Origin of the sequence: Marinobacter sp. (assembly GCF_039977835.1) — a bacterium.
In the GTDB taxonomy this organism is placed as follows: domain Bacteria; phylum Pseudomonadota; class Gammaproteobacteria; order Pseudomonadales; family Oleiphilaceae; genus Marinobacter.
Window position 1 is genome coordinate 119,366 of record NZ_JBDWCL010000036.1, and the last position, 22,953, is coordinate 142,318.

The window sequence follows — 22,953 nt, forward strand, 5'->3', positions numbered from 1 at the left end:
TATTGGGTTCAGGTGTTGAGGCGGGGCCGGTCAGATATCGATGGACACCGGCCCGCTGGGAACAGACACACAAAGCTGAATGGTTTCTTCTCCTGGCCCCGAGGCCTTTCCGGTCAGGCGATTGATGACGGTGCCGCTGGTCTTGCGGCAACTGCACTGGTGGCAGATACCCATGCGGCAGCCGTAGCGGGGGGACAGCTTCGCTGCCTCGGCAATCTCCAGTATTACCGCATCGCCTTCGGAAGATACGTCCAGATTGCTGCGCTCAAAGTGCACCGCGCCGCCCAGGGTGTCGGTATCCAGGTTGGCTGCGGGTACCGAGAAGAAGGTGCTGTGAATGCGGTCCTCGGTAATGCCCCGGCGATAGAGCAGGTCATTGGCCAGGTCCATCAGCCGTTTTGGGCCACAGAGATAGCAGCGTCGTGCTGCCAGCCCGGGAACCTCATCCAGATGCTGATCGCTGAGAAACTGCGGGGTTTCTGTCTCGTGGGTGGCAACCACCTGCAGGGTCAGGGCCGACCAGCGCCCTGCGAGCGCCTGCAGCTTTTCCGCTGCAATCACGTCCGCCTGGGTGCGAACGAAATACAGGAGGGTAACCGGTGCCAGGTAATCCGATGCCGCCATGGTTTCCAGCTGGCTCAGTACCGGCGTGATGCCACTGCCACCGGCAATGTATAGAGCCGGTTCCGGTGGGGTGGGAAGGCGGAACTCACCGAATGCTTCGCCCAGACCGATGACGGTGTCCGGTTCCAGATGGTCGTGCATCCAGTTTGTCACCAGTCCGCCCGGAAGCCGCTTGATGGTCAGCGTGACCGTGCCGTCGCTGCGCCACCGGATCGGAGAGCTGGACAAGCTGAAAGTCCTGTTGCGGCGAATGCCGTCAATATCGATGCTGATATTGACGTGCTGGCCGGCTTCGAAACCCTGCCAGCGCCTAGCGGGCGCCAGAACGAAAGTCTTTGTATCTGCGGTTTCGTTGTAGATCGCAGTTACCCTGGCCGGAGTGTACTGCTGCACCCACATGGGATTGATGCGCTCCAGCAGGGGGTCGAAAAAGGCAGCCGGATCTTCCCGGTTAAAAAGCTGCCTGCCCAGCCAGTGCAGAGTGGGTGAATTTTCCAGTACGGATATCATATTTGCTCTCCTTTGTACTGATGTGTACAAGTGTTCACTGATGTGTACGACTGTACACACGGGGAGTTAAGCCAGCAATCAGGCGAACAACATTGTCCTATAATGACAAGTTCAGGTTATTTTCGATGCATGGATGTGTACACTTGTTGACTTGTTAATAACAGGCGGACATTACCGGGGCTATGGCAGACAAACAGCGACGCAAACCGGGGGAAACCCGCGAGAAACTGATGAGCGCGGCACTGGCTCTGGTAGGGAAAGGCCGGCACTTTGCCAGTCTGGGTATACGGGAGGTTACCCGGCAGGCGGGTGTCGTCCCAACGTCGTTCTACCGGCACTTCCGAAATATGGATGACCTGGGTCTGCAACTGGTGGATGAACTTGGGCTGGTGTTGCGTCGCATGATGAGGGAGGCCCGCGCCAACGTATTGCAGGCCGACAAGCTCATAGATGAGTCGGTGGGCATTTTCATTTCCCATGCACGCAATAATCGCAGCTTCTTCATGTTCATGGCCCAGGGGCTGGCAGGTGAGAGCCGGGCGGTTCAGGACGGCATTCGCAGTGAAATGCGCTATTTTGCCAGCGAGCTGGCGAATGACCTGCGGCGACTAAAGGTGGCTGATCATCTCAGTGACGCCGATCTGGATATGACCTGCGACCTGGTGGTGCGCAGTGTGGCATTCAGCCTTACCGATATCCTTGTCATTTCGCCCGAGGACGAATATCAGGAGGAACAGGTCAGGAAGCGCACCGCCCGCTTCCTGCAGCTGATTTTTGTTGGCGCTGCTCACTGGAACAGTCGCCCTGAGTAACCCGGCTATCGCCGGGTGTGTGGCTGGTGATCAGGCTTTGGGAGTGGGTTTCTTGCGTGCAGCCCTGCGGACCCGGGCGGCAGGCTTTTCTTTGCTGGCAGTGCCGCCCGGCGGAGGCAATACAAGGCTTTCCAGTTCATCGAGAGCCTCACCGGTATAAACGGCCAGCTTCTGCATGCTGGGGAGTGTGTCCCGGCATCCGGTAAAACCGAAGTTCAGCGATCCGGCATAACTCAGGCAGGTGATGTTAAGTGCGCCGCCGTGGGCAATCAGCGATACCGGGTACATGGCTTCCAGCCGCGCCCCTTCATAATACAGCGTCTCTTGGGGGCCCGGCACGTTGGAGATCGTGACGTTAAAGACTGGCCGCATACGCCCGCCCATGCCCGACATAAGTTGCAGAATGTAGGGTGACATCAACAGCATGGTGTATTGCGTCAACGCCTTGCGGGGCAGTTTCTGCAGATGTTGTTTGGCCCGCCGGGTAGACTGCTTGATGTTCTGTAACCGCGCAAGAGGGTCGGCTTCGTCCGTGGCCAGCGACGCAATCATAAAGCTGATCTGGGTGCCGGTTCCCTGGTCGTCTGAGGGCCGGATGTTGACGGGAATACCCGCCGTCAGCGGCGTGTCTGGCAGGCCATCCTGTTCCAGCAGAAAACGCCGCAGGGCAGTTCCGCACAGGTAAAGGACGATATCGTTGAGGGACGCATTGGTGGCATGGGAAACCTGTTTGATACGCTCCAGCTGATAATGCTGGGTGGCTAAACGCCGTTGGCCCGTCACTCGATGATTGAGCGGCGACAGGGGGCCAGCAAAAGGTGCGGTAAGGCCATCTTCCGGATGCCTGGCCGACTGGATCAGTCTGCTCATGGCGTCCCATAGGCGCGGGGCCATATCCGCCTGTAGCTTCAATGCATCCAGTGCCTGAGAAAATGCTCCGGTTACACTGGCTTCGGCGTCTGTTTTGTTGCCCCGGGTACGTTCCGGACGCAACGACCAGGGCGGCAGCATGTTGATTTCGCCAGGGTCTTTGCTCAGTACGCGCTGCATAAGCCGAACACCACTGATTCCGTCGATCATTGAGTGGTGCATCTTGGTGTAAAGGGCGAAGCGATTGTTCTCCAGGCCTTCAATGATGTGGCATTCCCACAAGGGCCTGGCAAAATCCAGCGGGTTGGAGTGCAGCCGGGATACCAGAATGCCCAGCTCGCGCTCACTGCCGGGGCGGGGAAGGGCCGAGTGGCGAACGTGGTAATCCAGGTCCAGCTTCTTGTCCACCTTCCAGGAGGGAGCAACCAGCCGGCCCAGGAGTCCGGAAAACGCCAGCTTGTAACACCATGGCGGGGCAATATCGGCATCGGCTTTCATGCGGGCAAGCATGTCTCTCAGAAAGGTTTCCGGGGCGTCTTCCGGAAGCGAGAAAATCTGCAGGTTGCCAACGTGCATCGGAGTATCTTCCGACTCCACAGCCAGCCAGGATGCGTCCAGTGTTCCCAGGCGTTTCATCGCTCGTCCTCTTACTTTTGTTTCGCCGAACGGGAAGCCGTCCCGGGCATTTCCGTTCACATAGTTGTTGTTCGCAAGTATACGCAACAACAGGGATAATCACACGATGAACGTAGCGAAAGGTTTCACTTTTTTTGCGTCGTTTGTGCTATTTTCTTTAGCCGGCTAACTTCATTAGAACAATAATCCGTGGAGGCACTGTGGAGTCCAGTCCCCTGATTTCTGCCGGGTTGCCGATCGCCCTGTTTATCATCATGATCGGAATCGGAATGACCTTGTCGATCAGGGACTTTCGTCAGGTGGCGGTCTATCCGAAGGGCATGATTGTCGGAACGATTGCCCAGATCCTGCTGATGCCACTGATTGCCTTTGCGTTGGCTTCAATGCTTGGCCTCTCCCCTGCGATCGCCGTGGGCCTTGTGATTATCGCGGCCTGCCCGGGCGGCACCACCTCTAACCTGTTTGTGTTGCTGGCCCGCGGCAATATTGCCCTGTCGATCGTGCTGACCGTAACTGCAAGCCTGATTACGATCGTGACCCTTCCGATACTCACCAACTACGCCCTGCAGGTGTATGCAGGAACCGAAGAGTCCATCACCCTGCCGGTCGGGCGAACCGTGGGCATGCTGATTGGTATCGTGTTGTTCCCTGTCGCCGTGGGGATGATTTTCCGCACTCGCGCCCCGGAGCTGTCTCGCCGCGCTGAAAGCGCGGTGAGTGTATTCGGTGGCGTGGTACTGGCGCTGCTTGTGGTGGGCCTGGTCTGGGGCGTGCGTGACCAGATCTGGGATCTTCTCCGTCAGGCGGGCCCCGCAACTCTGCTGCTGAACCTGGCCGGGATCTTCGTGGGGCTTTTGGCCGGGCGTGCGACCGGATTAAGTCAGCGTGAGTCCATCGCCGTTGCCGTGGAGCTCGGTATCAAGAACAGTACCATTGCCCTGCTGGTGACTCTGACATTGCTGGAGTCCAGTGCCATGTCGATTCCGGCGGCCGTTTACGGCGTTCTGATGTTCCCCATTGGCTTTGTGCTGGCGGCCTATGGCCGGAAAATCATTCCTGCTCCGGTCATCGCGAAGCCGTCGCCATGAATTTTCTCAACGGAATGACTCTGCTGCTGGTCTATCAACTGGTAGGCGAAGTCACCGTTCGCCTCCTGGCGGTACCCATACCGGGGCCGGTTCTGGGTATGGTCATGCTGTTCGTGACCCTGATGATCCGGGGCCGCACGCCGGAGCCATTGGAGGACGCCTCAACCGCGCTGCTCAGCCATTTGTCGCTGCTGTTTGTGCCGGCCGGTGTCGGCATGATGGCCCATTTTGACCGTATCGCGGATGAATGGCTGCCGATCACCCTCGCGCTGTTCTTCTCCACGATTATTACCATGGTTGTCACCGCCGGCATCATGCAGGTAACCACGCGGTGGTTTGCCCGGCCCGGCAACGGGGGAGGGCGAGCGGATGAATGAGCCAGCGATACGGGATATCTGGGTTTATCTCTCCACCTCACCATTGCTGGGGCTGACTATAACGCTGGTGGCCTACGGTCTTGCCTATCGCCTGTACCTGAAATCCAACTCCAGCCCACTTGCCAATCCGGTGGTTACGTCCGTGGCCATGCTGATTGCCCTGTTGATGGTCACCGGCACCTCCTACAGCGAATATTTCGAGGGTGGGCAGTTTGTTCATTTTCTGCTGGGGCCGGCAACGGTGGCGCTGGCGGTGCCTCTGTACCAGCAGTTTTCCCGGCTCCGGGAGCTCTGGCTGCCGGTCACCATTTCCCTGGTCTGTGGTGTGGTGATTGCTGCAGGAAGCTCCATCGGTCTGGCCTGGCTGCTGGGAGGCTCCACAGAAATCCAGATGTCACTGGCACCAAAATCCGCAACGGCACCTGTGGCCATGGGCATCTCGGAAACCATCGGCGGCATTCCTTCCTTGACCGCTGTATTGGTCGTTGCAACCGGTATTGTCGGAGCGGTGCTTGGCACGAAACTGTTTGAATGGATGCGCATCACCGACGATAGTATAAAAGGCATCGCCATGGGGGTGGCGGCCCACGGCATAGGCACGGCCCGGGCCTTCCAGGTAAGTTCGCAGATGGGCGCGTTTTCCGGCCTGGCAATGGCGTTGTCGGCATTCGCAACAGCCTTGATTGTGCCATGGTTGGTGGACCTGATCGGGATCTAGAGGCGGAGGCACAATGATTTTCTTCAGGACATCGATAGTGATTTTTTCAGGGCTGGCGACGGTCTTTGCCTTTCCCGGCGCAAATGCCCAGCAGGCCCCGGACACTTCTGAAACCGTCATCAAGGTTACGTCACCTCGATTAGTCCGGGATCTTTACGAGACACCCGCAGCCGTGTCGGTCGTCGATACTCCGGAGATCCGCGAGGGGCAGCAACGCCTGCAGTTGGATGAGTCCCTGGACACTGTTCCCGGCCTGTTCTTCCAGAATCGCTACAACTTTGCCCAGAACCTGCGACTGTCTACTCGTGGTTTCGGCGCCCGGGCGCCGTTTGGCATCCGCGGTATCCGCATCCAGGTGGATGGTATCCCCTACACCCTGCCAGATGGCCAGTCCCAGATTGACGCCGTGGACCTGGACTCAGCCCAGCGCATTGAGGTCATTCGCGGGCCCTCGTCGGTCCAGTACGGCAATGCGTCCGGCGGGGTGATCGATATTACCACCGCCAGGGGTGATGACCAGCCGGCAGGAACTCGGCTGCGCCAGGATGTGGGCAGCGACGATTACTACAAAACCACTGTCCAGGCCAACGGAAGCCAGGGAGCGACGAGCGGCATCGCGACGATGTCGTGGCTGAACTTCAACGGTTACCGTGATCAGAGCGAAGTGGAAAAAGGACTTTTCAACGGCCGGCTGTCCCATAAGTGGGAGGACGGGCAACGGCTGACGGCAACCTTCAATGCCTTGCACACACCCAAAGCCGAAGACCCTGCTGGTCTCACTGCCGCACAGGTCGAAGAGGATCGTCGCCAGTCGACGCCCAATGCCGAACGACTTGATGCGGGTCAGGACGTAGACCAGCAGACGCTGGGGCTGCTGTACGAAGCCCCAGTTGTCGGAGCCGGAGAGTGGACGGTGAGCACCTTCTTTACCCGCCGCGACTTTACCCAGCAACTGCCGTTCCCCGGTCCCAGCCGGATCGCCTACGACCGCCAGTTCTACGGAATCAGTTCGGATTACCAGCTGGATAGCGAGCTGGTCGGGTTGCCGTTGATCTGGATGGTGGGGGCGGATCTGCATCGCCAGGTGGACGAACGCCGCCGCTACGCCGTGTCATTCAACGGGGACGTTACTGCCCAGACCCAGGAAGAAACCCAGAATGGCACAACCGCCGCCGTGTTTGCCCAGGGGGACCTGGCGGTGACGGAGCACTTTAGCCTGTCTCTTGGCGCCCGCTTCGACCGCCTGCGGCTATCGGTAGAGGATCACCGACTGATCGACGGGGACGACTCCGGCAGCCGCACCTACGACGAGTTCAGCGGATTTGCCGGCGCCAGTTACCGCCTTGCCCCGCGTCAGCAGTTGTACGCGACCATCGGTACCGCTTTTGAAGCGCCAACCTTCACCGAGTTTGCCAACCCCGATGGTAGCGGCGGCTTCAACCCCGACATTGAACCGCAACAGGCCATTAACCGGGAAATAGGCATTCGTGGTGGGCTCGGCGAGGGGCTCAGCTATGATCTGGCCCTTTTTTCCATCCGGGTTGATGATGAAATCCTGCCCTTCGAAATCAATAACCGGACGTTTTACGAGAACGCCGGCCGTACCGAGCGAAATGGTGTTGAATTAGGGGTGGGCTGGGACATTTCCTACGCCTGGCGCATTACCAGCGCCCTTACCCTGGCGGATTACACACTAGAGGATTTCGAGGATGAGCAGGGCAACAATGCCGATGGCAATCGCCTGCCCGGATTGCCTCGTGAGCAGTGGGTAACCGCGGTGGAGTGGCGGGGTGATGGTCAGCGTTTTGCAGCGCTGGAATGGCAGTACGTAGGTGATCTGTACGCGGAAAACAGCAACCAGACCAGGGTCAGTGATTACTGGCTGTTCGGCATCAGGGCAGGAGACACTGTTCGCCTCGGCAGCCAGAGCCTGAACCTGTACGGGGGTATTCGCAATTTGCTGGATGAAGACTATTTCAGCAACATCCGCATCAACGCCAATGCTGACCGGCCGGTGGAAGAGCGCGGCTACTATGAGCCAGCCCCAGGCAGAACTTTTTATGCCGGCATCGAATGGGTATTCTGAGAGCTGACAACAATACGAACCTCAGGGTGCTCACAACAATGCAAACAAAGTTTCTTCTTGAAGAAGCCAGATGCTGAAGTACTGGTACAACCTTCAGGCCGATTTTCCGCAACCGCTACCCGCGGTGCTCCACCCTGTAACGCAGCAGCCAGTAGGCCCCTCGGATCTTGAGCCGCTGTTCCCCTTGTCGCTGATTGAACAGGAAGTGACGACAGAGCGGGACTTCACCCCGCCGGGTTTCCACGACGGCGTGTTGTTCGCCCGCAACGAGGGCATTGTACCGGCACCGGAAGCCAACCACGCGGTCAAGGGTGCGATTGATGAAGCCCTGCGTTGCAAGCTGGAAGGCAGGGAGGAAGTGATTCTGTTCAACCTGTGTGGTCACGGCCTGATTACTCGTCCTTCCGTTGCTGAAACAGGGTGCCCCCGCCGCCGGCATTCAGTTGCCGGATGGCGGTGGGGGCGCCCTCGTCATCCAGTCTCAGGTCGCCGACCCCAGAGTGATTCCAGAGCCGTTCACCGGCCTCCCTGCCTTCGGGTAATCTGGGTGAAACCCGCATCCGCCGTCTTTTAGTGAACCAGTTCAGGGGCGACCAGGGCGCGTACAACCAACGATTGAGGCGGTCCAGCCACTCCAGCAGACTACCGGGAAATTCATTCTTGATGCCGCTACTGGTGATCTGCCAGATCTTCGGACCGTTGGTTTTGTGGCGAAGCTGCACGTCGTAGGCAAAGGAATAATGCACATCCCCGGACAGGATCACAAAATGGCGTGGTGTTCTGGTATGTCCGAAGATATTGAGTAGAACGTTCGCGGCGCCCCGGTGGGCCATCCAGTTTTCCGCGTCCACCAGCAGCGGTTTACCAAAGAAAGTGAAGACTTTCTGGATCATTTCGATCAGTTTCACCCCGAACATGGGCGCCGGAGAGACCACAACCACGGCCTCTTCTCCCATGACCGCCTGCTGAAAATCGGTCAGTGACTCCCAATCCATAAGCCCTGAAGGGTGTCCCCGGCGAATCTCACTTCGCCATCGGTGGGTGCGGGTATCCAGTACGACCAGTCTGGGTGACGTTGGCAGGCTGTAGTGCCAGTGGTGGAAGTGCAGCAACTGATCGATCAGCTTGTCCTGGGTCACCTTATCCAGTTCGTACCGGTCTTTCCGGGCATCAAGCAGTTCCCGGCACTTGCAAATGAGGTCCCCGAAATTTTCAGGCTGGTTACCCCAGCCCTGACATAGCAGGTACCCCAGCAGGGCATTTCCGATGATCCGCCGGGAAAAAGGGTGTTCGTAAGCGGTGGTCTCCCAGAGCGCGGAGAGGTTCCAGTCATCGGTAATGTCGTGATCATCGAAAATCATGTACACCGGCATGTTAGCGATTGCCCGGGCGGCCAGGGGAAGGCTCTCGCGAAAACCATCAATGGCAACCTGTTCTTTACGATAACGGGCCAGATCATCGGGGTTATCGACCGGTTCAGCCTCCGTAACCAGAGCCCAGGGTTCCGGTGACCATACCAGCAGATACATCGCCATCACCTCGGCGAAGGAAATCAGGTGATTGCCAGCGTTGGCGGTGGTAAACACCGGCTTTTTGACACCACCAAAGAAACGTTCGGTCAGGTCTTCATTGAATTCAGATTCCGGTAAAAGGGAGTCACGGTGGTAGTAAGCATTTTCCATCGAAGCCAGGTCACGGCTATGCGTGAGAGACGCGCCCTCCAGCGATTCCTGATAGAGGCCAAGCTGGTGAATGACACACTGAATGGCATGCAGCATCGGGCCCGCTACATCATCAGCATAAATCTGGTCGCCCGTCATAAGCAGCAGGGCCGGGATATCCTCCAGGCGTTCCGCCTTATGGAGTTCTTCATCAACCCTCACCAGACCATCGGCAGCAGAGTGGTGAGGCCTGCGGCAGGAGCCGTGGAGAATTCGGTCCAGTTTTGATTTCAGAGTGAAACCGGGACGGTCCCTACCCTCGGGGCAAAGATGAGGTGCCCAATCCCGTATCCAGGTCTGGTGTGGCTCCGCAGTGCCCTCCAGTCCAATGTCATATTCCAGGGGAGTATCCCGGGGGAGTGGAGAGTCCGGTTTAATCGCCAGCAGGTTCAGCCAGGCGTGAGTGCCAATCCGTAGGCGGGTGATCTCGTGCTCTGTCACCGGTCGGTCCAGCAAACTTTTCCCGCCGTTGAATACCTGCACAGTGAGACTGACACTCTGGCGGGTAACGAACCAGAGTGTCAGTGAGTTCGGAGTGGTGTGGCGCAAGACCGGGCCGGCCAATACCGGCCCCAATGGTTGTGCCTTCTTTGCAGAATGCCTTTCAGTCACATCTAGTCATCCCTTTGAACCTTGACCGGAGTGAGATCGCCCAGGCGGAAATCGACCTCGACCTCACGACCAGACGAGTCGTCACCTTCCACCTCAATATTGCCACTTGAGCTGACTTTAAACTCCTCGAGTTTGTCCATTCCCTCGGCCTGTGCGGCCTTCAGATAGTCGCGAACATCATCCGCAGATAACCCGTAGACTTCTCCATCGTGTTTGCGTCGCTGCTCGCGGCCAACGGAGCCATCATCCTTCATGTCCAGCTCTACATACCAGTCGCTGTCGACCCAACCTTCGAGTTCTATGTCATCGTAGTCGTCATCATCTTCGTCAAACTCGATACTACGGAACTGCGTGATGCCGTAGTCGCTGCCTGCCTGGAGAATACGTTCAGCATCCTGAAAAGAGCCTTTCGCCATTGCCGCAGGAGCGGAAATCATGCTGCCTGCCAGAGTAAGAGCTATTATCGTCTTCATGGTAATCTCCTTGTAGCCTTCGATAGTAGTTGAAACAAAACCGGCGGAAGGGAAGTTACCCTGTCAGCCTGACTGCACTTTAAGGGGGATGGGTTTACCGTAGCGTGAGTTCTCCGTTCATGATTCGTTCATCCGCGCTTTGACAGAATGACGCCATGAAGAACAGCCACGAAACAGCAAACTATTACCTCCGCCCGCGGCTGCTGCCGGTGCTTCTGGCCCTGGTGTTCGCAGCCGCGGCTCCCGTTCCTCATGCTGTCGCAGATGATGACGAGGACTGGCATCGTCTACACAAAGAGGTGCAGGCGGGCAGAATCAAACCCCTGAGCGAGATTCTCGATACTCTGTCGAAAGACTGGATCGGCGATGTTATCGATGTGGAGCTGGACACTGAGGATGGCCGGCGGATATACGAGATCGAACTTCTCGGGCCCCAGGGGCAGGTGGTTGAATTCGAAGTGGATGCGGCAACCGGCGAGATTATGGAAATGGAAGGCCGGAATATCCGGGGAATGAGGCGCTGATGAAGATATTACTGGTTGAAGATGATATCACCCTGGCGGAAGGACTTGCTGGCGCGCTGCGCAATGCTGGCCTTTTGGTGGAACTTGCGGAAGATGGCCGCAGCGCAGACTACCTGGTCAGCACTGAACGCTACGATGTCGTAATCCTCGATCTTGGGCTACCCGATGGAAGTGGCTCGCAATGGCTGGCGGGTTGGCGAGCGCGCGGAATCAATCTTCCGGTTCTGATACTGACCGCCCGGGAACGCTGGTCGGACAAGGCTGCTGGATTTTCAGCCGGAGCGGATGATTATGTTACCAAACCCTTCGAAACGGCCGAGGTTCTGTTTCGTCTCCGCGCCCTGGTACGCCGGGCCCATGGTCACGCCCACCCGGTGATAACCGTCGGCGAAATTGCCCTTGACACTCACGCCGGGCAGGTTACAAGGGCTGGCATGCCGGTAGGCCTGACGGCTCAGGAGTTCAGGCTATTATCACACCTGATTCACGCGTCACCCAGGGTGGTGAGCCGCACAGAGATTTCCGAACATGTTTATGACGGCGATCAGGAACCGGATTCGAATGTTATCGATGTTCAGGTGAGTCGGCTTCGCCGGAAGCTGGGCGGTGAGTTCATCGAGACAGTCCGGGGGCAGGGCTACCGGGTAAATGGTGGGAAAGTCTCGGAATGATGCTCGCAGGGCTGAAAAACTGGAGTATTGCCAGGCGGATGATGATATCTGCTGTGGCATTGATACTGTTGGTGCTGCCTATTGCCGGAGGACTGCTCGCGTGGAATTTTCGCGAGGCTGTGAATACCTCCTTTAACGACCGGCTGGAATCCCTCCTGAACGTGGTGATCGCAGGTGTCGCTTATAACCTCTCCAGGGATGCATTGATGCTGGACCGGCAACTTGGCGATCCCCGTTTTGATAGGGTGTTTTCCGGCTGGTACTGGCAGGTGAGTGACGGCAGCGAACGCGTGATTACATCAAGGTCCCTGTGGGACCAGCGCCTGCCGGTCACTGAAGGTTCCCAGCCTGTTTATCGCCAGGCCCTCGGACCTCGGGGGCAGACGTTACGCCTGGCGGCGCGCACGATCCAGATCCCCAACCTGGCGGACCCGGTGCATGTGGCAGTGGCGGCTGATTTGACAGAAGTGCGTGCCGAGGTGTCCCGTTTTCATCGGCTGCTGATTGTTTCACTGGCGACACTGGGTTCTCTGCTATTACTGCTTATCGGCTTACAGATCCGTTGGGGGCTTGATCCCCTTAGGCGCGTTGAAAAAAGCCTGAAGGAAGTTGAAGCCGGGCAGCAGAATGCCCTGGCGACCGATTTTCCGGAGGAACTGGCTCGCCTGGCCAGGGCGATTAACCTGGTCCTTGAGAGGGATCAGATCCTGATCGAGCGTGGGCGCTCTGCTGCAGGCAACCTGGCCCATGCGCTGAAAACACCGCTAACGGTTCTTGCCACCTTGTCCGAGCAGCTATCTACGATGCAGAAACAGGCCTTCCGTGCTGAGTTGCAGCGTTTGAATGCCGCCGTCAGGCATCACCTTGCGCGCGCCTCTGCGGCGGGCCCGGTGGGTCTTGGCAGGCAGACAGATCTGATGGAGTCCCTGACTCCTGTGTTTACGGCTCTGGACAACCTCGCTGCTCGCAGGGGGGTTGTGTTGGAGAAGGATTGCCGCGTTGTTGGGCCAGTAAGGTTTGAAAAACAGGATATCCAGGAAATTGTGGGTAATCTGGTAGAAAATGCCGTTAACTGGGCACAAAAATATGTTGAAGTGGTCATTGACCAGTCCCCGAACAAGCTGACCATTAGCGTCGGAGATGACGGCCTGGGCATGTCAGATTCACAATGCGCCGAAGCACTGAACCGGGGCGCCCGTCTTGACGAAGAGCGGTCCGGTTCAGGTCTTGGGCTTTCGATCGTGAACGACCTGGTCAGAATCTACGGTGGTACCCTTCAATTGACCCGCTCACGCCATGGAGGCTTGCTGGCCAGCATTGAGTTGCCGGTTTAGTCCTCATCCAGCTCTTTCGGCGGGCAGTGGGCTTCATCCACTACCTCGCCATCATCCACGCTCTCCAGGTGCACATCGAAGCCCCATAGCCGATGTACATGGCGGAGCACTTCCTCGGTGTCGTCCCCTAACGGCACCCGGTCCACGGGGATGTGCCGCAGCGTCAGGGAGCGGTCCCCGCGCACATCCACATTCCACACCTGGATATTGGGCTCGCGATAGCTGAGGTTGTATTGCCGCGCCAGTTTTTCCCTCAGTACACGATAACCGGGGTCGTCGTGAATCGCGGTAATACGGTAAACATCCTCCTGATCGTCGTTCTGGATGGCGAAAAACTTCATGTCCCGCATCACCTTCGGTGAGAGGAACTGCTGGATGAAGCTTTCATCCTTGAAATTTTTCATGGCGAAGTGAAGAGTTTCCACCCAGTCGCTGCCGGCAATATCCGGGAACCATTCCCGATCTTCGTCGGTCGGGTTTTCGCAGATTCGCCGCAGGTCGGTGAACATCGAAAAACCCAGGGTGTAGGGGTTGATGCCCGAATACCAGGGGCTGTCAAAGGGTGGCTGGTAAACCACCGCGGAATGACTTTGCAGAAATTCCAGCATGAAGCCGTCGTTCACCAGGCCCTTGTCGTACATGCGGTGCAGCAGCGTGTAGTGCCAGAAGGTGGCCCAGCCCTCGTTCATGACCTGGGTCTGGCGCTGAGGGTAGAAATACTGCGCCAGCTTTCTCACGATGCGTATAAGTTCCCGCTGCCAGGTTTCCAGTAGTGGCGCATTCTTCTCGATGAAGTACAAAATATTTTCCTGGGGTTCCTCCGGGTAACGCTGCTTGCGCCTCACTGGGTCTTCGTCATCTTCCATTCTGGGAATGGTGCGCCAGAGATCGTTGAGCCTGCGCTGCTGGTACTCCTCCCGCTCTTTCTGCCGGCGCGCCTCTTCCGCGGCCGAAATCGGTGCGGGGCGCTTGTAGCGGTCCACGCCGTAGTTCATCAGTGCGTGGCAGGAGTCCAGTATCTGCTCTACCGCATCCAGGCCATAGCGCTCCTCGCACTGGGCCACGTAATCCCGGGCGAACACAAGGTAGTCAATAATGGCGCTGGCATCGGTCCAGGTGCGGAACAGGTAATTACCCCTGAAGAACGAGTTGTGGCCATAGGAGGCATGGGCTATCACCAGTGCCTGCATTGGCAGGGTGTTCTCTTCCATCAGGTAGGCGATGCACGGGTTGGAGTTGATGACAATCTCATACGCCAGCCCCATCTGGCCCCGCTGGTAACCCTTGGAGGTGGACAGGAACTGTTTGCCGAAGGACCAGTGGTGGTACCCCACAGGCATGCCCACGGAGCTGTACGCGTCCATCATCTGCTCGGCGCTGATCACTTCTACCTGGTTGGGATAGGTGTCCAGCCCGAACTCTGCCGCGCACTTGGCAATTTCCTCGTCGTATTTTTCCAGCAGCGGGAAGGTCCACTCGGAACTGGTGGAAATCGGTTCCCGGGTGCGTGGCTCGTTGGGTTTGTCCATGGTGTCGGTCATGCGGCTTTCCTCTCGAACAACTGGCGGAAGACCGGGTAGATTTCACCGGGGTCGGCGATCTGCTGCAGGGCGAAGCTCTGGGGGAATCGCTCCTGGATTTTCTCGTATTCGTACCACAGCATCTGGTGATCCTGAGGCGTGATCTCCACATAGGCGTAGTACTGCACCAGGGGCAGAATGCTGTCGGCGAGCAACTTGCTGCAGATGGGAGAGTCATCGTTCCAGTTGTCGCCATCCGAGGCCTGGGCTGCGTAGATGTTCCACTCCGAGGGGGAGTAGCGGGACTCAATGATCTTGTGCATCAGTTTCAGAGCACTTGAGACGATGGTGCCGCCGGTTTCCCGTGAGTAGAAGAACTCTTCCTCATCCACTTCCTTGGCGCTGGTGTGGTGCCGGATGAAGACCACGTCGATCTTCTTGTAATTCTTCTTCAGGAACAGATAGAGCAGGATAAAGAACCGCTTGGCAATGTCCTTGTGCATCTGGGTCATCGACCCGGACACATCCATCAGGCAGAACATCACGGCGCTGGTGGCCGGCTGTGGCTTCTTCAGGTGCTGGCGGTATCGCAGATCAATCTCGTCGATAAACGGGATGCGACGGACATTGGCCTTGAGTTCGGCGATTTCCTCTTCCAGTGCCTTGATCTGGTCTTCGTGGCTGAACGCCGGGTCCAGATCGTCCGGAGCACTCTTCAGCGCCGCCAATTGTGCTTCCATTTCACGGATTTTTTTCTTGCGGGCGCCGCCGAGGCCAAGCCGTCGTGCGTGAGCTCCTCTCAAAGAGCGCACCACATCCAGTTTGGCCGGAACGCCCTGGGTGGAGAAACCGGATCGAACATACTTGAACGCTTCGGTATCTTTCAGTTTTTTGCGGGCGAGATTGGGCAGCTCCAGGTCATCGAACAGAAAATCCAGGAACTCTTCCTGGGTAATCTGGAAGGCAAACTCATCCATGCCCTCGCCGTCGGGGCTGGCCTGGCCTTGCCCCTGGCCCTGACCACCGCCTCCCGGAGGTTTGGGGACAGTATCACCGGCCACGAACTCCTTGTTGCCAGGATGGATTACCTCCCGTTTGCCTCCCTGGCCGTGATGAAAAATGGGCTCGTCAGTATCCCGGGAGGGGATGCTGACGCTCTCGCCGCGTTCAATGTCCGTGATGGAGCGCCGGTGAACCGCATCCGCCACCGCCTTCTTGATATGGTGGCGATAGCGGCGCAGGAACCGTTCCCGGTTTACCGCGCTCTTGTTTTTTCCGTTCAGTCGCCGGTCGACTACGTGGGTCATACCCATAGTTTCACTCCAGTTCAGCGCACTTTCTCAGCACATATAGCGGCTGACTTATTGAGACTTACGAACCCGCAGGTACCATTCCGCAAGGAGGCGAACCTGTTTTTCCGTGTAGCCTCGATCGACCATACGCTCGACGAACTGCTTGTGTTTGTTCTGATCTTCCTGGCTGGCCTTCGGATTGAAGGAGATAACCGGCAGCAGGTCCTCGGTATTGGAGAACATCTTCTTCTCGATCACGCTGCGCAGTTTTTCATAGCTGAGCCAGGACGGGTTGCGGCCCTGATTGTTGGCCCTCGCCCGCAGCACGAAGTTCACCACCTCGTTGCGGAAGTCTTTCGGGTTGCTGATGCCCGCGGGCTTCTCGATTTTCTCCAGCTCGTCATTGATGGACGAACGGTCGAGGATTTCCCCGGTTTCCGGATCGCGGTACTCCTGGTCCTGTATCCAGAAATCGGCGTAGGTCACGTAGCGGTCGAACAGGTTCTGCCCGTATTCGCTGTAGCTTTCCAGGTAGGCGGTCTGGATTTCCTTGCCGATGAATTCCACATAATGGGGAGCCAGGAACTCCTTGATAAAGCGCAGGTAGCGGTCCTGGGTTTCGGCCTGGAACTGCTCCTGTTCGATCTGTTTTTCCAGCACATAGAGCAGGTGTACCGGGTTAGCAGCCACTTCTGTGGTATCGAAGTTGAACACCTTGGACAGGATCTTGAAGGCGAAACGGGTAGAAAGTCCGTCCATGCCTTCGTTAACACCGGCGGCGTCCCGGTATTCCTGCATCGATTTGGCTTTGGGGTCGGTATCCTTGATGTTCTGGCCGTCGTACACCCGCATCTTGGAGAAAATGCTGGAGTTTTCCGGCTCCTTGATGCGCGACAGGATGGAGAACTGCGCCAGCATGTCCAGCGTGTCCGGGGCACAGGGGGCGCCGGCCAGGGAGCTGTCACGCAGCAGTTTGCGATAGATATCAATTTCTTCGGTCACACGTACACAGTAGGGCACCTTGACGATGTAGACCCGGTCAAGGAAGGCCTCGTTGTGCTTGTTGTTACGGAATGTCTGCCATTCAGACTCGTTGGAGTGGGCCAGAATGATACCGTCGAAAGGCACGGAACCCATGCCCTCGGTGGTGTTGTAGTTGCCTTCCTGGGTGGCGGTCAGCAACGGGTGCAGAACCTTGATGGGAGCCTTGAACATCTCCACGAATTCCATCAGCCCCTGGTTGGCCTTGCACAGGCCGCCGCTGAAGCTGTAGGCATCGGGATCATCCTGGGAATAGTCTTCCAGCATGCGGATATTCACCTTGCCCACCAGGGCCGAAATGTCCTGGTTGTTGTCATCCCCGGGTTCGGTCTTGGATACGCCGATCTGGTCCAGAACCGACGGGTACATCTTCACCACGCGGAACTGGCTGATGTCGCCGCCATATTCATGCAGGCGCTTCACGGCCCAGGGCGACATGATGGATTTGAGATAGCGGGGCGGTATGCCGTATTCCTCTTCCAGAATGGCGGCGTCTTCGGCTGGATCGAACAGGCCCAGTGGAGACTCGTTCACCGGTGAGCCTTTAATGGCGTAGAAGGGCACTTTCTGCATCAGTGACTTGAGCTTTTCAGCCAGAGAAGACTTACCACCACCAACGGGGCCAAGCAGGTAAAGTATCTGTTTCTTCTCTTCCAGGCCCTGTGCGGCATGGCGGAAGAAGGAAACAATATTTTCTACGGCCTCTTCCATGCCATAGAACTCGGAGAACTCCGGATAACGCTTGATAACTTTGTTGGAAAAAATACGGGACATCCTGGAATCACGGGATGTGTCGATGTGTTCCGGCTCGCCGATTGCCAGCAACATTCTCTCCGCGGCGGTGGCATACGCCGTTGGGTCCTTTTTGCAGATCTCCAGGTATTCCTCAAGGGTGTATTCTTCCTCCTGAGTTGCTTCATACCGGTCTTTGAAGTGCTGCACGATGCTCATAGATGGCCCCTCGCTTGCTCTCTAACTGTTTGAAAGACAGCTTTTAGTTCACGCAATTTCCCCGTTGCTGTTGGCTCCGTCGCTCCGGACGGTGGTTATGGTTATGGGTGAAAGTATAAGGAGTACCGGCCCGAATTACGCTGGTGCGCTCATGTCGGTCCGGTTACTTTGAGCTTAGTTCAAGCTTCGGGACTTGGACAGGGATAGAAGCGTTAAGGTTCATTAAATTGTGTATCACAGTTTCCGGAGCCGAAACACGCTCTCCGTGGCTCCGGCAAGGCCTTTCCGCTTGGTGAAGGGGTGATCCTTTGCCAGTGTATTGGTGAGGATGTGTTCGATTTCGTAATCGTCGGAGTAGAGTTCCAGAACTTCTTTGTCACTCACGTTAAAGGGAGGGCCCTTGATTTCGGTGTCGTAGTCCAGGGTGATCAGCAGAATCCGTGTGCCGTCCGGGATGACCGCCGTCAGGTGATCAACGTAGCCCTTACGCATATGCGGTGGTAAGGCGATCAACGCGGCACGGTCGTAGACCAGACGCACGTGTTGCAGATCCTTCGGCACCAACTGGAAGAAGTCGCCGCACCACAGTTCCAGGTCGTCATGCTTGAAGGTAGTAAAGGGCTCGCCGGGGTGGACCCTGGCTTTCTCGCCGCCTTCCTCGAAAAAGTCCTTGCAGGCTACTCCGCTCAGCTCCACGCCGATGACGGGGTGGCCGCGATCGTGGAGCCACCACATGTCGTGGGCCTTGCCACACAGGGGGACGAAGACGGCACCGGTGCCGTTGCCGGCAAGTTCGGGCCAGTGGTCATGGAGGTACTGATTCACGGTGCCTTCGTGGAAGCCGATTTCTTTCTTGGCCCAGCGTTCGTGCCAAAACTCGTGTTCCATGTGCGTTCCCCTTGATTCCCGGTTGGAGGTTTCATTCAGTCTAACTTAATCTTGGGGACTGGTGGTTGATCGAAAACATCATGGATAAGGATTGATGAATGAAAGCCGTATTTCTGGATGCAGAGACACTGGGGGCCGATGTAGACCTGGCACCGATAGAGACGGTAACGGGTGAGATGGAGAAGTACCCGCGCACATCACCGGAACAGATCCTGGAGCGTATCCGGGGATTCGATACGGTGCTGGTGAACAAGGTAGTGCTGTCGCGGGAGCATTTTGAGGCCTGCCCGGAGCTGAAAACGATTGCGGTGGTGGCCACGGGGCTGAATAACATCGATCAGGAGGCGGCAAAAGCCCAGGGCATCAGGGTGATGAACGTGACCAACTATGGCCGCTCCACCGTTGCACAGCACACCATGGCACTGATTCTGGCGCTGGCCACCAGGCTGGTGGATTACGACAGAGATGTACGTGCCGGACGCTGGGGCCAGAGCTCCATGTTCTGCCTGATGGATCACCCGATTATGGAACTTGAAGGGCGGACCCTTGGAATTTTCGGTTACGGTGACCTGGGCCAGGGGGTTGTTGAGCGGGCGAAGGCCTTCGGGATGAATGTTCTGCTCGGTGCCCGACCGGGGCAGTCCGCCGGCGAGGTGGATGGTTATTCCCGGCTCCCCATGGACGAGCTATTGCCAAAGGTGGATGTGCTGTCCCTGCATTGCCTGCTGACGGATGAGACCCGCAACATGATCGGTACCCGTGAGCTGAAGATGATGAAAAAGCATGCGCTGCTGATCAACACCAGCCGTGGTGGCCTGGTGGATGAACAGGCACTGGCCGATGCCTTGCGCGCAGGGATCATTGGCGGAGCCGGTTTCGATGTGTTGGCAGAGGAGCCGCCCCGTAACGGCAATCCGCTGCTGGCGGACGACATTCCCAACCTGATCGTGACACCCCATTCCGCCTGGGCGAGCCGGGAGGCGAGGCAGAGAATTGTGGAGATCACGGCCCGTAACCTGTCCTCTGTCTGATTGTATTTTCAGGTACTCCCCCTGACTCACCCCTAGAAAAACCGCAGCCGTATGACGCGGCTGCGGTTCCCTGTTGCTTAAACTGCCTTTGAAATGCCCCAAATGAGGGCATGCGTTTCAACAACGCTCCAACAATAACAACAGGGCGATACTTATGATCAGACCCATCCTGGCTCTTGCGCTTTCTCTCGTTCTCTTTTCTGCACCGGCGTTTGCCTTCGAGCGTGGCGAACTGCTTATCTGGATCAACTCCGACAAGGGATATGAAGGCCTGGCTGCGGTTGGCCGGCGCTTCGAGTCGGAATCCGGCATTGCTGTCACCGTGGAAACCCCGGAGGACCTCACCTCCGAATACGATCATTACGGCTATTCCTCCAAAGCGCCCGACATTGTCATCTGGCCTCACGACCGTTTTGGCAGCTGGATCAACGAAGGGCACCTGCGGCCCATTAAGCCCTCAGCGCAGGTTCGCAGTGCCATTGCACCGTTTGCCTGGCAGGCGGTTTCTGTGGGAGAGCGGGTGTATGGCTACCCGATTGCCATGGAAGTGGTAAGCCTGCTCTATAACAAGGACCTGGTGGCAACCCCACCCACGACACTTGAGCAGCTGAAAACCGAGCATCGCCGGTTGAGTGCTCAGGGCGTTGAGGCCATCTCCTGGGACTACAGGAACGTGTATTTTTCCTGGCCGGTCTTTGCCGGCTCGGGTGGCTACAGTTTTGGTCTGCAGAACCAGGTGTACGACCTCTCTGATGTCGGAGTGGCCACCGACGGAGCTGTCAGTGCGGTGAGGGGTATCAAGGGTCTGCTGGATTCCGGCGTGCTGGCCAAAGAGGCCGATTACGGCTCCATGATGGGGGGGTTCAAGTCCGGCAATACGGCCATGATCATCAATGGCCCATGGGCCTGGAGCGAGATTCGGGAGGCCGGCATCAATGTGGGCATAGCCGATGTGCCCACGGTAACTGGCGCCCCCGGAAAACCTTTCGTGGGGGTTCTGGCGGCCGGAATCAGCGCTGTCTCAACCAACCACGAACTGGCCCGCCGGTTTATGGAGGACTACCTGCTGACAGAATCCGGCCTGAACTCGGTCAATGACGACAAGCCGCTGGGCGCAGTTGCGCACCTGGAGGTGGTAAAGACACTCAGCGAGGACCCTTTTATCGACCACACCTTCCGTTCCGCCAGTCGTGGCGAAATCATGCCCAACATTCCGGAAATGAAGCGTTTCTGGGACCTGATGACCATTCGCTTTGCCGGCATGCTGGAAGGCGACTACCCCATCAGATCCACCCTCGATGAGGCAGCCGGCCGCCTTGAAAGACTGGATGAGATGCGTGGGTGGACGCGCCGGCATTACGTGACCAATTGAGTGAGCTTGCCATGGCCTTTCCAAGTTTCGAATTAACCATCCGTGCCCGGGTGATTCTGCTGTTTACCCTGTTGATAGGCCTGTCTGTCTTCTCGTCAGCATTCGTCTACCGGCACATAGCCGGTATCGGCGACAGCGTCGACGACCAGGTAAAAAGCATTGCCGGCCAGACTATTGCCATAAATGACCAATCCGGACTGATCGACCAGCAAAGAGCGCTGGGGAAACTCTCCGAGCGGGTTACGATAGCTCAGCAACACCTTGGTGCTATGCAGTACTGGTACTTTCATGCCGCCCTTAACGCTGATATGGAATCCCTTGATAAGGCTCAGGCTGCCTCAGAGAAACTGATCGACGAGCTGGGAATCATGGCCTCGGCTGATGAGAGCCTGGAAGAAGAGATTGCAGGAATGACAGCAGCAATCGACCAGTACCAAACCCTGGGCCAGAAAATGTTTGAGTTTTTCGAGAAGTCGATGATGCTCATGGGGCGGTCAATGGCCGAAGCCGCCAGGCAGGAGGCGGTTAGCCTGACGGCCGGACTTGACAACATCCGTGCCGGTTACCAGCTGAGGGAAATGGCGCTTACCGAAGGGGTCCTGGAGGCTGGGGACAGCGTCAGAGAAGCCAGTAATGAGGTTGCGATGAGTGGGGGCGCTATCCGTGGGGAGATTGACCGGGCCGGCACCGTAAGCCTGATTATGGCGGGGGTGCTGGTACTGTCAGCGCTGTTGATGGGCACACTGTTTCTGAGATCCTTGCTACGCCCGGTGCGAACGTTGGGGCAGCGCATTGAAGAAATTCAGGCTGACAACGATCTGCGGGGTACTCTGGGATATAAGAGGAACGACGAACTCAGTGTGGTTACCCGCGCATTCGACCAGATGTTGTCACGGTTTGGTGGATTGATTGGCCATGTAGCGAAGTCCACCGCTGAACTGGGAGACGTGGCGGCACGGGGACGCCAGAGCAGCCAGAGCCTTGCAGAGCAGGTAGGGCGACAGGAACAGGAAACCAACCTGGTAGCGACGGCTGCCAACGAGGTTACCGCAACGGCGGAGGAGGTGCGCCGGAATGCGGACCAGGCTGCTCGCCTTGCAGATGAGATTGGCCACCTGACCCACGGTGGCGGTGAATCAGCTGATGAAGCTGTTGCGGCCATGGCGCGGCTGGAAAGCCGGGTAGAGACAGTGGCAGCCACCATTGGTGAACTGGCGAGCCAGAGCCAGTCAATCGGCCAGGTGATGGATGTCATTCGTGGCATCTCTGAAAAAACCAATCTGCTGGCTCTGAATGCCGCTATTGAAGCGGCACGGGCGGGAGAGATGGGCCGGGGCTTTGCGATCGTTGCCGATGAGGTGCGTGGCCTGGCGAGTCAGACGGCGAACTCGACGGAACAGATAGATGACTTGGTGTCATCGTTGCAGGGCCGGGCGCGAAATGCGGTGGATGAAGTTGAAGCTGGGCGGCAGGAGAGTCGCGCTACCGTTACGCGCATTCAGCAATGCAGCGAGAACCTGAGACTGATTGACGACAGGGCGGGAGAAATGCGTTCACTCAATCAGCAGGTGGCCCAGGCAGCGGCAGAACAGAGCGATGCAGTCAGCAAGATTGATGAAAACCTGATAAATCTTAAATGTCAGATCGAGGAAATTTCCGGCAATGCCCGTACTACCGACTCCATGACAGACACCCTGGCGTCGCTGAGCGAGGTGCTGAGGAGCAATATTCGCCAATTCCGTTACTGAGCGGAAATGGCTAGTAAAAGCCACACAATCGGCCATACTTTGTTGTGATTTGGT

The 22,953-nt window shown here is 57.4% G+C and carries 20 protein-coding genes; 11 read left to right on the forward strand and 9 right to left on the reverse strand.

Translation table 11 applies throughout. From position 1 onward, the window contains the following. Positions 1–30: 30 nt before the first annotated feature. Positions 31–1,134 carry a ferredoxin reductase gene (locus tag ABJM11_RS10115; RefSeq protein WP_348295178.1) on the reverse strand — a complete coding sequence of 368 codons (1,104 nt, stop codon included), beginning with the start codon at positions 1,132–1,134 and terminating at the stop codon, positions 31–33. Positions 1,135–1,316: 182 nt separating this feature from the next. Between ABJM11_RS10115 and ABJM11_RS10120 the strand changes: the two genes are divergently transcribed. Continuing rightward, the gene (locus tag ABJM11_RS10120) at positions 1,317–1,946 is read left to right on the forward strand and encodes a TetR family transcriptional regulator (RefSeq protein WP_348295177.1); all 630 of its coding nucleotides are present in this window, start codon (positions 1,317–1,319) and stop codon (positions 1,944–1,946) included. Between the two features lie 30 nt (positions 1,947–1,976). Here ABJM11_RS10120 and ABJM11_RS10125 read toward each other — a convergent pair whose 3' ends face one another. Further along, positions 1,977–3,452, reverse strand: coding sequence for a wax ester/triacylglycerol synthase family O-acyltransferase (locus tag ABJM11_RS10125; protein ID WP_348295176.1), 1,476 nt, complete (start codon positions 3,450–3,452; stop codon positions 1,977–1,979). A gap of 200 nt (positions 3,453–3,652) precedes the next feature. Here ABJM11_RS10125 and ABJM11_RS10130 point away from each other — a divergent pair, with 200 nt between their 5' ends. Genes ABJM11_RS10130 through ABJM11_RS10145 form a run of 4 tightly spaced genes read left to right on the forward strand, consistent with a single transcriptional unit; the run spans position 3,653 to position 7,721 of the window. Further along, a complete protein-coding gene (locus tag ABJM11_RS10130) occupies positions 3,653–4,540 on the forward strand; it encodes a bile acid:sodium symporter family protein (RefSeq protein WP_348295175.1) in 888 nt (295 codons plus the stop codon). Continuing rightward, complete coding sequence (locus ABJM11_RS10135; protein WP_348295174.1) at positions 4,537–4,917, forward strand: CidA/LrgA family protein; 381 nt, start codon at positions 4,537–4,539, stop codon at positions 4,915–4,917. Before ABJM11_RS10130 ends, ABJM11_RS10135 begins: the two co-directional genes overlap by 4 nt. Then, positions 4,910–5,635 carry an LrgB family protein gene (locus tag ABJM11_RS10140; protein ID WP_348295173.1) on the forward strand — a complete coding sequence of 242 codons (726 nt, stop codon included), beginning with the start codon at positions 4,910–4,912 and terminating at the stop codon, positions 5,633–5,635. The genes ABJM11_RS10135 and ABJM11_RS10140 overlap by 8 nt, the downstream gene beginning before the upstream one ends. Positions 5,636–5,648: 13 nt before the next feature. After that, a complete protein-coding gene (locus ABJM11_RS10145) occupies positions 5,649–7,721 on the forward strand; it encodes a TonB-dependent receptor (RefSeq protein WP_348295172.1) in 2,073 nt (690 codons plus the stop codon). A 115-nt stretch (positions 7,722–7,836) separates the two neighbouring features. Here ABJM11_RS10145 and ABJM11_RS10150 read toward each other — a convergent pair whose 3' ends face one another. The 3 genes from ABJM11_RS10150 to ABJM11_RS10160 are packed head-to-tail and all read right to left on the reverse strand — an operon-like array spanning position 7,837 to position 10,527. Beyond that, the gene (locus tag ABJM11_RS10150; protein WP_348295171.1) at positions 7,837–8,106 is read right to left on the reverse strand and encodes a hypothetical protein; all 270 of its coding nucleotides are present in this window, start codon (positions 8,104–8,106) and stop codon (positions 7,837–7,839) included. 7 nt (positions 8,107–8,113) lie between these two features. After that, positions 8,114–10,054, reverse strand: a complete 1,941-nt coding sequence (locus ABJM11_RS10155; protein WP_348295170.1) for an alkaline phosphatase D family protein — start codon at positions 10,052–10,054, stop codon at positions 8,114–8,116. A 2-nt stretch (positions 10,055–10,056) separates the two neighbouring features. Beyond that, positions 10,057–10,527 carry a hypothetical protein gene (locus ABJM11_RS10160; protein ID WP_348295169.1) on the reverse strand — a complete coding sequence of 157 codons (471 nt, stop codon included), beginning with the start codon at positions 10,525–10,527 and terminating at the stop codon, positions 10,057–10,059. 155 nt (positions 10,528–10,682) lie between these two features. Between ABJM11_RS10160 and ABJM11_RS10165 the strand changes: the two genes are divergently transcribed. The 3 genes from ABJM11_RS10165 to ABJM11_RS10175 are packed head-to-tail and all read left to right on the forward strand — an operon-like array spanning position 10,683 to position 13,056. Beyond that, positions 10,683–11,051 carry a PepSY domain-containing protein gene (locus tag ABJM11_RS10165; RefSeq protein WP_348295168.1) on the forward strand — a complete coding sequence of 123 codons (369 nt, stop codon included), beginning with the start codon at positions 10,683–10,685 and terminating at the stop codon, positions 11,049–11,051. After that, positions 11,051–11,722, forward strand: coding sequence for a response regulator transcription factor (locus tag ABJM11_RS10170; RefSeq protein ID WP_348295167.1), 672 nt, complete (start codon positions 11,051–11,053; stop codon positions 11,720–11,722). The genes ABJM11_RS10165 and ABJM11_RS10170 overlap by 1 nt, the downstream gene beginning before the upstream one ends. Before the next feature lie 38 nt (positions 11,723–11,760). Then, on the forward strand, positions 11,761–13,056 hold the full coding sequence (locus ABJM11_RS10175) for a HAMP domain-containing sensor histidine kinase (RefSeq protein WP_348295166.1): 1,296 nt from the start codon (positions 11,761–11,763) through the stop codon (positions 13,054–13,056). On the opposite strand, the gene ABJM11_RS10180 is transcribed toward ABJM11_RS10175, so the two are convergent. The 4 genes from ABJM11_RS10180 to tmpT all read right to left on the reverse strand — a co-directional run bounded on the left by ABJM11_RS10180 (position 13,053) and on the right by tmpT (position 18,748). Further along, positions 13,053–14,597, reverse strand: coding sequence for a SpoVR family protein (locus ABJM11_RS10180; RefSeq protein ID WP_348295165.1), 1,545 nt, complete (start codon positions 14,595–14,597; stop codon positions 13,053–13,055). The genes ABJM11_RS10175 and ABJM11_RS10180 overlap by 4 nt on opposite strands. Beyond that, positions 14,594–15,889, reverse strand: a complete 1,296-nt coding sequence (locus ABJM11_RS10185) for a YeaH/YhbH family protein (RefSeq protein WP_348295164.1) — start codon at positions 15,887–15,889, stop codon at positions 14,594–14,596. Before ABJM11_RS10185 ends, ABJM11_RS10180 begins: the two co-directional genes overlap by 4 nt. 48 nt (positions 15,890–15,937) lie before the next feature. Next, entirely contained in the window at positions 15,938–17,860 is a 1,923-nt protein-coding gene (locus tag ABJM11_RS10190) for a PrkA family serine protein kinase (protein ID WP_348295163.1), read from the reverse strand. Between the two features lie 234 nt (positions 17,861–18,094). Then, positions 18,095–18,748: a thiopurine S-methyltransferase gene (gene tmpT, locus ABJM11_RS10195; protein ID WP_348295162.1), complete on the reverse strand. Its 654-nt coding sequence runs from the start codon at positions 18,746–18,748 to the stop codon at positions 18,095–18,097. Positions 18,749–18,846: 98 nt separating this feature from the next. Here tmpT and ABJM11_RS10200 point away from each other — a divergent pair, with 98 nt between their 5' ends. From ABJM11_RS10200 to ABJM11_RS10210, 3 genes are all read left to right on the forward strand, one after another. After that, entirely contained in the window at positions 18,847–19,779 is a 933-nt protein-coding gene (locus ABJM11_RS10200; protein WP_348295161.1) for a D-2-hydroxyacid dehydrogenase, read from the forward strand. A gap of 154 nt (positions 19,780–19,933) precedes the next feature. Continuing rightward, a complete protein-coding gene (gene malE, locus ABJM11_RS10205) occupies positions 19,934–21,151 on the forward strand; it encodes a maltose/maltodextrin ABC transporter substrate-binding protein MalE (protein WP_348295160.1) in 1,218 nt (405 codons plus the stop codon). 11 nt (positions 21,152–21,162) lie between these two features. Next, the gene (locus ABJM11_RS10210) at positions 21,163–22,899 is read left to right on the forward strand and encodes a methyl-accepting chemotaxis protein (RefSeq protein ID WP_348295159.1); all 1,737 of its coding nucleotides are present in this window, start codon (positions 21,163–21,165) and stop codon (positions 22,897–22,899) included. The last annotated feature ends 54 nt before the right edge of the window (positions 22,900–22,953 follow it).